This window comes from Achromobacter sp., assembly GCF_036567245.1.
In the GTDB taxonomy this organism is placed as follows: Bacteria; Pseudomonadota; Gammaproteobacteria; order Burkholderiales; family Burkholderiaceae_B; genus Achromobacter.
The window spans coordinates 25176-33721 of the sequence record NZ_DATCUY010000069.1; the positions used below are offsets into that span (position 1 = coordinate 25176).

Here is an 8546-nt window from a genome sequence, read left to right on the forward strand (position 1 = left end):
ATTGTGCGATCAAGGAACATTATGCTCGGATGTCCTAACCTCGGCTCATCATGACTACCACCCCCATGTCCCAGCAAGAATCCCGCCTTGGCGGTCACATCCTGGTCGACCAGCTGGTTGCGCAGGGCGTCAAACATGTTTTCTGTGTTCCCGGCGAAAGCTATCTGGCGGTGCTGGACGGCCTGCACGATGCGGACATCAAGGTCACGGTGTGCCGCCAGGAAGGCGGCGCGGCCATGATGGCCGACGCCCACGGCAAGCTGACCGGCGAGCCCGGCATCTGCATGGTGACTCGCGGCCCCGGTGCATCCAACGCACTGGCCGGCGTGCATATCGCCAAGCAGGACTCCACCCCCCTGATCCTCTTCGTCGGCCAGATCGAGCGCGGCATGCGCGAACGCGAGGCTTTCCAGGAAATGGACTACCGCGCCGTGTTCGGCACGCAGGCCAAGTGGGTCACCGAGATCGACCAGGTCGAACGCATCCCCGAACTGGTGTCGCGCGCCTTCCACATCGCCACCTCCGGCCGTCCCGGCCCGGTGGTGATCGCGCTGCCGGAAGACATGCTGGTCGAAGCCGCCAAGGTGGCCGACGCGCCGCGCTACGAAGTCATCGATTCCGCGCCCACGGCCGCTCAACTGGCAGACCTGGAAAAGCTGCTGGCCGAGGCCAAGAATCCGGTCGCCATCCTGGGCGGCACGCGCTGGGACGCCCGCGCGGTGCAGCAATTCGCCGATTTCGCGCAGCGCCACGCGCTGCCCACGGCGGTGTCCTTCCGCCGCCAGATGCTGTTCCCGGCCGATCATCCCTGCTTCATCGGCGACGTGGGCCTGGGCATCAACCCGGCGCTGCTCAAGCGCGTCGCCGACGCGGACCTGATCCTGCTGGTGGGCGGCCGCATGTCGGAAAACCCCAGCCAGGCCTACACCCTGCTGGACATTCCGGTGCCCAAGCAGAAGCTGGTGCACGTGCATCCCGATACCGCCGAACTGGGACGCGTCTACCGCGCCACCCTGGCCATCAACACCTCGCCCGCCGCCTTCACGCAGGCGCTGGCCGGCCTGAAGGCCCCGGCCCAGCCTGCCTGGGCCGCCGGCACGCAAGCCATGCGCGAGTCGTACCTGAAATGGAGCGACCCCGGCGCCATCACCACGCCCGGCGCGCTGCAGATGGGTCAGGTCATGGCCTACCTGGAAAAGACGCTGCCGGCCGACGCCATCATGACCAACGGCGCCGGCAACTACGCCACCTGGCTGCACCGCTTCCACCGCTTTACGCGCTTCGGCACGCAGCTGGCGCCGACCTCGGGCTCCATGGGCTACGGCCTGCCCGCGGCCGTCGGCGCCAAGCGCGTGTCGCCCGACAAGACCGTGGTCTGCTTCGCCGGCGACGGCTGCTTCCTGATGCATGGCCAGGAATTCGCGACGGCGGTGCAATATGACCTGCCCATTGTCGTGGTGCTGGTGGACAACGGCATGTACGGCACGATCCGCATGCACCAGGAAAAGCACTACCCCGGCCGCATTTCCGCGACCGCACTGAAGAATCCGGACTTCGCCGACTATGCGCGCGCCTTCGGCGGGCACGGCGAACGCGTCGAGACCACCGAGCAGTTCGGCCCGGCCTTCGAACGCGCCCTGGCCAGCGGCAAGCCGGCCATCCTGCACTGCTTCATCGATCCGGAAACCATCACCCCGGGCACGACCCTGGAAAAGATCCGCGACGCGGCGCTCAAGGCGCAGCACTGAAGGCGGGACGGAACGGCGGCGCCGCGCGCCGGCCGTTCCAATCGCTGCTTGCCGCCCGAATTATTTTAGGTTTAAACTTTCTAGCATTCCGAAATCCATAGCGGAGACCCAGCATGTCCTCGAATCCTTCCTTTCACTGGCAAGACCCCCTGTTGCTGGACCAGCAACTGACCGACGAAGAACGCATGGTGCGCGACGCCGCCCTGGCCTATTCGCAGGACAAGCTCGCCCCGCGCGTGCTGAACGCTTTCCGCAATGAACAGACCGACCCGGCCATCTTCTCCGAAATGGGCGAACTGGGCCTGCTGGGCGCCACCATCCCCGTCGAGTACGGCGGCGCCGGCCTGAACTACGTCAGCTACGGCCTGATCGCCCGCGAAGTCGAACGCATCGACTCCGGCTACCGCTCCATGATGAGCGTGCAGTCGTCCCTGGTGATGGTGCCCATCAATGAATTCGGCAGCGAAGCGCAGAAGCAGAAGTACCTGCCCAAGCTGGCTCGCGGCGAATGGATCGGCTGCTTCGGCCTGACCGAACCCAACCACGGCTCCGACCCCGGCGGCATGGAAACCCGCGCCGTCAAGACGGCCGACGGCTACAAGGTTTCCGGCAACAAGATGTGGATCACCAACTCCCCCATCGCCGATGTCTTCGTGGTGTGGGCCAAGTGCGTCGGCGGCGACTTCGACGGCAAGATCCGCGGCTTCATCCTGGAAAAGGGCATGAAGGGCCTGTCGGCCCCGGCCATCCACGGCAAGGTCGGCCTGCGCGCCTCGATCACCGGCGAAATCGTCATGGACGAAGTGGAAATTTCCGCCGACCAGATGATGCCCGGCGTGTCCGGCCTGAAGGGCCCGTTCACCTGCCTGAACTCGGCCCGCTACGGCATCGCCTGGGGCGCCATCGGCGCCGCCGAAGCCTGCTGGCACACCGCCCGCCAGTACACGCTGGACCGCAAGCAGTTCGGCCGCCCGCTGGCCGCCAACCAGCTGATCCAGAAGAAGCTGGCCGACATGCAGACCGACATCACGCTGGCCCTGCAAGGCTGCCTGCGCCTGGGCCGCATGAAGGACGAAGGCACCGCCGCCGTCGAAATCACCTCCATCATGAAGCGCAATTCCTGCGGCAAGGCGCTGGACATCGCCCGCCTGGCGCGCGACATGCTCGGCGGCAACGGCATCTCCGATGAATTCGGCGTGGCCCGCCACCTGGTGAACCTGGAAGTGGTCAACACCTACGAAGGCACCCACGACGTGCACGCCCTGATCCTGGGCCGCGCGCAGACCGGTATCCAGGCGTTCTATTGATCGCCTGACCCGCAGCAAGCGACCAAGCCGTCCCGAGGGGCGGCTTTTTTCATGCCCGGAACATGGCGCCATACGCCAGCCGCCTTGCCCCCGCATTGCCGAAAGCCCGTATAGGCGTGGCCTTGCACAAGCCGTACGCTTTGCGGCATCGGCCAGGCACAGGCCCCGGCGCTTGCGCGCCGTCCCGCGTGTCCGGACCAGGTTTCCCACCCGACCAGGAGCCGCGCATGCAAGGCTGTCCTTCTCTACGCCTGATGACGGGCATCGCCATGGCGTTCGTCGCCCATGGCGCCTGCGCCGCCACCACCCTCACCATGACCACCGAGTATCCCGCCACCTCCATGCCCGGACAAGGCGTGTCCACCTTTGCCGAGTTGGTCCGCGCCAAGACGGCGGGCAACGTGGTCATCGACGCCAGCTACGACGCGTCCAAAGGGATCAAGTCGGCCGACATGGTCGACGCGGTGCAAGCGCGCAAGGTGGATGCGGGCGATGCCTTCGCCGGCGCGCTGGCCACCAAGTACCCCTTGTTCGGCGTCTCGTCCCTGCCCTTCCTGGCGGATTCCCTGTCCAAGGCCCGCAACCTCAACAAGGCCGCCCGGCCCGCCTATGAAAAGCTGCTGGCGGCGCATGGGCAGAAGCTGCTCTACACCACGCCGTGGCCGGCGTCGGGCATCTGGTCCAAGCAGAAGCTGGACAGCGTGGCGGCATTGAAAAAGCTGAGCATCCGTACGTATGACGCTACCTCTCAGGACGTCATGCAGAAGGCTGGCGCCCAGGCGCGCAATATCTCCTTCGCGGATGCGATGCCGTTGATCGCCTCGGGCGAGGTGAACGCGGTGCTGTCGTCGGGCGATGGCGGCGCGGGCCGCAAGCTATGGGAACACCTGCCCAACTTCGCTGAAATCAACTACGCCATGCCGATCTCGGTAGCGACGATGAACCTGCAGGCGTATCAGGCGCTGGATGCGCGCACGCGCCGCGCCATCGACCAGGCTGCGGCGCAAACGGAAACCGAACAATGGAAGCGCATCGAGGGGCGCTTGCAGCAGAACTACGCCAACATGCGCAAGAACGGGGTGGCGATCAATACGTCGGTGCCGCTGCCCGTACGCAAAGCGTTGAAGGACGCGGCTGCGGACGCGGTCAAGACCTGGAAAGCCGCGGCCGGGCCCGAGGCTGCGGCCATCCTGAAGCAGGCGGGCAAGCGCTAAGCGCCCCGCCGCCAGGCTCGCCGGCGCCAGCCTCAGTTCTCGCCCGAAAGATCGAACAGGCTGGTCGCGTCCAGTTCCAGCACGCCTTCGTCGTGCTGGTTCAGGACCGTCCAGGCCCAGGTGATGATGCCCAGGTCCGGGCGCGATGACGACGTGCGCACGCCCTGCACGCGCGCTTCCAGGCGCAGCGTGTCGCCGGGGCGCACCGGCGTGCGCCAGCGCACTTCGCCCAGGCCGGGAGAGCCGAAGGATTCGGAATCGTGCAGCGCCGCGTCCACCGCCATGCGCATAGCCAGCGCGCAGGTATGCCAGCCGCTGGCGATCAACCCGCCCCAGCGGCCTTCCGAGGCGCGCTTGGGATCGGTGTGGAACCACTGGGGATCGAACTTGCGTGCGAACTCCAGGATCTCGGGTTCCGTCACGCTGACCGGACCGCCCTTGATGACCATGCCGTCCTTGAACTCGGCGAACTTCATTTGTGGTTTCCCCCCGCAAATGCAATCGGCGCGCCATGGCGCGCCGATTGCCACGCATGTTTGTGGATTCAGTACGTTTCGAAATGCAGGCGCCCTTCGCGGCGCAACGCATCATGCAGGATAGACCAATCCTGGCCCGCTTGCAGCGTCACCTCGCGCAGGGCGTCCAGCACGCCCAGCTCCATGCCCTTCAGGCCGCACACGTAGATGCAGGTGTTGCGGTCCGCCAGCAGTTCGCGCACGGCGTCTGCGCGGTCGCGGATCAGGTCCTGCACGTAGCGCTTGGGTTGTCCGGTTTCGCGCGACAGCGCCAGATTGATGTCGATGAAGTCGCGCGGCAGCTTCATCAGCGGCCCGAAGTACGGCAGCTCGCGCTCGGTGCGGGCGCCGAAAAACAGCAATAGCCTGCCGTTTTCGCCGGTCTCGATTCGACGCCGGTAGCGCTCCGTCATGGCGCGCATGGGCGCCGACCCCGTGCCGGTGCAGATCATGATCAGATTGGCGCGGGGGTGGTTGGGCATCAGGAAGGTATTCCCGAACGGTCCGATCACCTGCACCTTGTCGTTCTTGGCCAGGTCGCACAGGTAGTTCGAGCACACCCCGTGGGCAGCGGCCCCGGCATGGTCCTCGGTGACGCGTTTCACCGTCAGGGAAAGATTGTTGTAGCCGGCGCGCTCGCCGTCGCGCGGACTGGCCAGCGAATACTGGCGCGCGTGATGAGGTCGTCCTTGCGCGTCCACGCCCGGCGGCAGGATGCCGATGGACTGCCCCTCCAACACAGGGAATGGCAGTTCGCCGAAGTCGAGCACGATATGGTGGATATCGCTTTCGGTATCCGCGCCCGTCACGCGGTAGTTGCCGACCACGGTCGCCGTCATCGGCGCCTTGTGCGTGTACAGATTGACGTAGGGATGGGCGGCAGACCAGGGCGGAACCGTGGCGCCGGGCGCAGCGGACAGGGGCGGCGCAATGGCCGCCTCGGTCGCATTCGGTTCATCGCTTGCGGGCGCGGCGGCCATGGCTTCAGGCAGCGCCTTCTCGCCCGGCAGTTCTTCCCAGCCCAGTTGCTCCTGCAGGCCATAAGCTTCGGTGCGCACCATCAGCCGCCAATTGTCGATGGCCCCCGTGGGGCAAGGCGGCACGCAGGCCATGCAGCCGTTGCAGATCTCGGGATCCACCACGTAGTTGTTCGAATCGTGGGTAATCGCCTTGATCGGACAGGTTTCTTCGCAGGTATTGCAGCGGATGCAGATCTCGGGATCGATCAGATGCTGCTTCAGGACTTCTGCTGGTAAGGGAGCATTCATCTTGGTCTTCCCCATGCTCCGGTAGGCGGCCGCGGGCGCGGCCGCCGCCCCGCTCTAGTTGAAACGGACGTAGTCGAAATTCACCGGCTGGCGGTTGATGCCCATGACCGGCGGCGCGATCCAGTTGGCGAACTTGCCCGGCTCGGTGACGCGCCCCATCAGCGAGGCGACGAAGGCGCGGTCCTCGGGCGTGGGCAGCCACTTGTGGCTGTTGGCCTGCCATTGCGACTCGGAAAGGATCTCGCCTTCAGGCGACATGCGGATGCCGGCGAGCGTGCCGATCTGGCGGTTGAAGGCCTTGTGCGGCACCTGCAGCCGGAACGGCACGCCGCTTTTTTCGATGACCTTGTTCCAGCGGCCGATGCCGGCGACCGAATCGCGGATGAAGTCGTCGCGCAACACTTCGTTCAAAGCGTTCAGCATCGGCACCTCGGTCTCGCGCAACTGGCCGTTTTCCACCGTCAGCACGCGGTAGGTGTCGTTCTTCAGCTGGTGGTCGTCGGTGCGCTTGCTCTCTTCGTAGCGGCCTTTCAGGCCCGAGCCGTAGAAAATGGCGGCGTTGGACGACTGGTCCGCGCCGAACAGGTCGATGGTGACGCTGTAATGGAAGTTCAGGTAGCGCTGGATGGTGGGCAGGTCGATCACGCCGGCCGCGCGCACGCTGGCCGGATCGTCGGTCTTCAACTGGTTCATGACCTCGCAGGTGCGCTGGATGACGCGCGAGATGCCGGATTCGCCCACGAACATGTGGTGCGCTTCCTCGGTCAGCATGAACTTGGTGGTGCGCGCCAGCGGATCGAAGCTGGACTCCGCCAGCGCGCACAGCTGGAACTTGCCGTCGCGGTCGGTGAAATAGGTGAACATGTAGAAGGCCAGCCAGTCGGGCGTTTTCTCATTGAACGCGCCCAGGATGCGCGGATTGTCGGAATCCCCCGAGCTGCGTTGCAACAGCGCATCGGCCTCTTCGCGGCCGTCGCGGCCGAAGTAGCGGTGCAGCAGATAGACCATGGCCCACAGGTGGCGGCCTTCCTCGACGTTGATCTGGAACAGGTTGCGCAAGTCGTACTGCGACGGCGCGGTCAGGCCCAGGTGGCGCTGCTGCTCGATCGAGGCCGGCTCGGTATCGCCCTGCGTGACGATGATGCGGCGCAGATTGGCGCGGTGCTCGCCAGGCACGTCCTGCCAGACGTCGCGGCCCATGTTTTCGCCGAAATGGATCTTGCGCTGGCCGTCCTGCGGCGCCAGGAAAATGCCCCAGCGGTAGTCCGGCATCTTGACGTGGTTGAAGTGCGCCCAGCCGTCGGGCTGCACGCTGACCGCCGTGCGCAGGTAGACGTCGAAGCCGTGGGAACCATCGGGTCCCATGTCCTGCCACCACTGCAGGTAATTGGGCTGCCAATGTTCCAGCGCGCGCTGCAGGGTGCGGTCGCCGGACAGATTGACGTTGTTGGGGATCTTATCGGTGTAATTGATTCCAGACATGTCTCGCTCCTGTTCCTGTGGGGTGGCCGCGGTCACGCGGCGCGGTGTCGCGGGGCCGTCAGACCCGGTTCCAGTCGAATGCGGCTTGCTCGCCCTTGCCGTAGAGCTTGAGCGCGCCCTTGTCGCCGGCGGCGTTGGGGCGGTTGAAGATCCAGTTCTGCCACGCGGTGAGGCGGCCGAAGATGCGGGTCTCCATCGTCTCCTTGCCGCCGAAACGCAGGTTGGCCTCCAGGCCGGTCAGGGCGTCGGGCGAGAGCGCGCGGCGCTCCTCCAGCATCATCCGCACCTCGTCGTCCCAATCGATGTTGTCCGGCGCGTAGGTGACCAGGCCCAATTCCAGCGCATCGGTGGCCGACAGTGGCTGGTCCGCGCGCGCGCGCACCGCTTCCAGGGGGCTTTCCTCTTCGTAGAAACGGCGCTGCAGCCTGCTCTGGCCATTGACCATGGGATAGGCGCCGAAATTGCGCGCGCCCACCACGATCTGCGCGGGTGCGGATTCGTCCTCGTTGTCCAGCATGTAGCTGCGGTCGGCGGCCAGCGCCAGTTCCAGCAAGGTGCCGGCAAAGCAGGAGCCCGGCTCGATCAGCGCGAACAGGCTGCGCGAGGTGACGTCCAGGCGCGCCAGCGTGCGGCGCAGCATGCCGGCCGTTTCGCGCACGAACCAATGGTCCGCATGCTGTTGCAGGGCGGCATCGGCAGCCAATACCAGCGCGGCGGCGCCCTCGGTCTTGATGATCCAGGTGCCGATGTCCAACTCATTGGTGCGCATGGTCAGGATGGCGTCGTCCAGTTCGCGCGCCATCTGCAAGGGCCACCAGGCGGCGCCCGCGGCGACGATGTCCTGCAGTTCAGTTTCCACTGCGCCTTCGGGCGCGCGTACCGTCCAGGTGGCCTGGCGCTTGTCGCGATCCAGATGGATATCCACGTAGCGGTAGGAAAGGCCGTCGGCGCTTTCCGTGCGCTGCACCGGCGTCAGCGCCACGCCCTGCCCGCCCGCCGGCCGGTCGCTGCC

At 65.9% G+C, this 8546-nt stretch carries 6 protein-coding genes and 1 pseudogene; 3 read left to right on the top strand and 4 right to left on the bottom strand.

Features of this window, described 5'->3' with window-relative positions; translation table 11 throughout:
- The first annotated feature begins 65 nt into the window (after window positions 1-65).
- The 3 genes from VIR09_RS02860 (at window position 66) to VIR09_RS02870 (ending at window position 4269) form a co-directional block, all read left to right on the top strand.
- Window positions 66-1748, top strand: coding sequence for a thiamine pyrophosphate-binding protein (locus tag VIR09_RS02860; RefSeq protein ID WP_332011520.1), 1683 nt, complete (start codon window positions 66-68; stop codon window positions 1746-1748).
- Between the two features lie 113 nt (window positions 1749-1861).
- A complete protein-coding gene (locus tag VIR09_RS02865; RefSeq protein WP_013395635.1) occupies window positions 1862-3055 on the top strand; it encodes an acyl-CoA dehydrogenase in 1194 nt (397 codons plus the stop codon).
- A gap of 227 nt (window positions 3056-3282) precedes the next feature.
- Window positions 3283-4269 (top strand): TRAP transporter substrate-binding protein, encoded by a 987-nt coding sequence (locus tag VIR09_RS02870; RefSeq protein WP_332011517.1) that lies wholly within the window; start codon window positions 3283-3285, stop codon window positions 4267-4269.
- Between the two features lie 32 nt (window positions 4270-4301).
- Here VIR09_RS02870 and VIR09_RS02875 read toward each other — a convergent pair whose 3' ends face one another.
- The 4 genes and pseudogenes from VIR09_RS02875 to VIR09_RS02890 form a co-directional block, all read right to left on the bottom strand.
- On the bottom strand, window positions 4302-4745 hold the full coding sequence (locus VIR09_RS02875) for a MaoC family dehydratase (RefSeq protein WP_332011518.1): 444 nt from the start codon (window positions 4743-4745) through the stop codon (window positions 4302-4304).
- A gap of 68 nt (window positions 4746-4813) precedes the next feature.
- Window positions 4814-6052 (bottom strand): benzoyl-CoA 2,3-epoxidase subunit BoxA, encoded by a 1239-nt coding sequence (gene boxA, locus VIR09_RS02880; RefSeq protein WP_332011519.1) that lies wholly within the window; start codon window positions 6050-6052, stop codon window positions 4814-4816.
- 54 nt (window positions 6053-6106) lie between these two features.
- Window positions 6107-7534, bottom strand: a complete 1428-nt coding sequence (gene boxB / locus VIR09_RS02885; protein ID WP_173146102.1) for a benzoyl-CoA 2,3-epoxidase subunit BoxB — start codon at window positions 7532-7534, stop codon at window positions 6107-6109.
- A gap of 58 nt (window positions 7535-7592) precedes the next feature.
- Window positions 7593-8546, bottom strand: a pseudogene (locus VIR09_RS02890) (benzoyl-CoA-dihydrodiol lyase); the annotation flags it as partial.

What these genes read in the sequence shown, in the direction of transcription:
- VIR09_RS02865 (WP_013395635.1), top strand. Translation starts at nt 1,862, where the DNA reads ATGTCCTCGAATCCTTCCTTTCACTGGCAAGACCCCCTGTTGCTGGAC.
- VIR09_RS02860 (WP_332011520.1), top strand. Translation starts at nt 66, where the DNA reads ATGTCCCAGCAAGAATCCCGCCTTGGCGGTCACATCCTGGTCGACCAG.
- boxB (WP_173146102.1), bottom strand. Translation starts at nt 7,534, where the DNA reads ATGTCTGGAATCAATTACACCGATAAGATCCCCAACAACGTCAATCTG.
- VIR09_RS02870 (WP_332011517.1), top strand. Translation starts at nt 3,283, where the DNA reads ATGCAAGGCTGTCCTTCTCTACGCCTGATGACGGGCATCGCCATGGCG.
- VIR09_RS02875 (WP_332011518.1), bottom strand. Translation starts at nt 4,745, where the DNA reads ATGAAGTTCGCCGAGTTCAAGGACGGCATGGTCATCAAGGGCGGTCCG.
- boxA (WP_332011519.1), bottom strand. Translation starts at nt 6,052, where the DNA reads ATGAATGCTCCCTTACCAGCAGAAGTCCTGAAGCAGCATCTGATCGAT.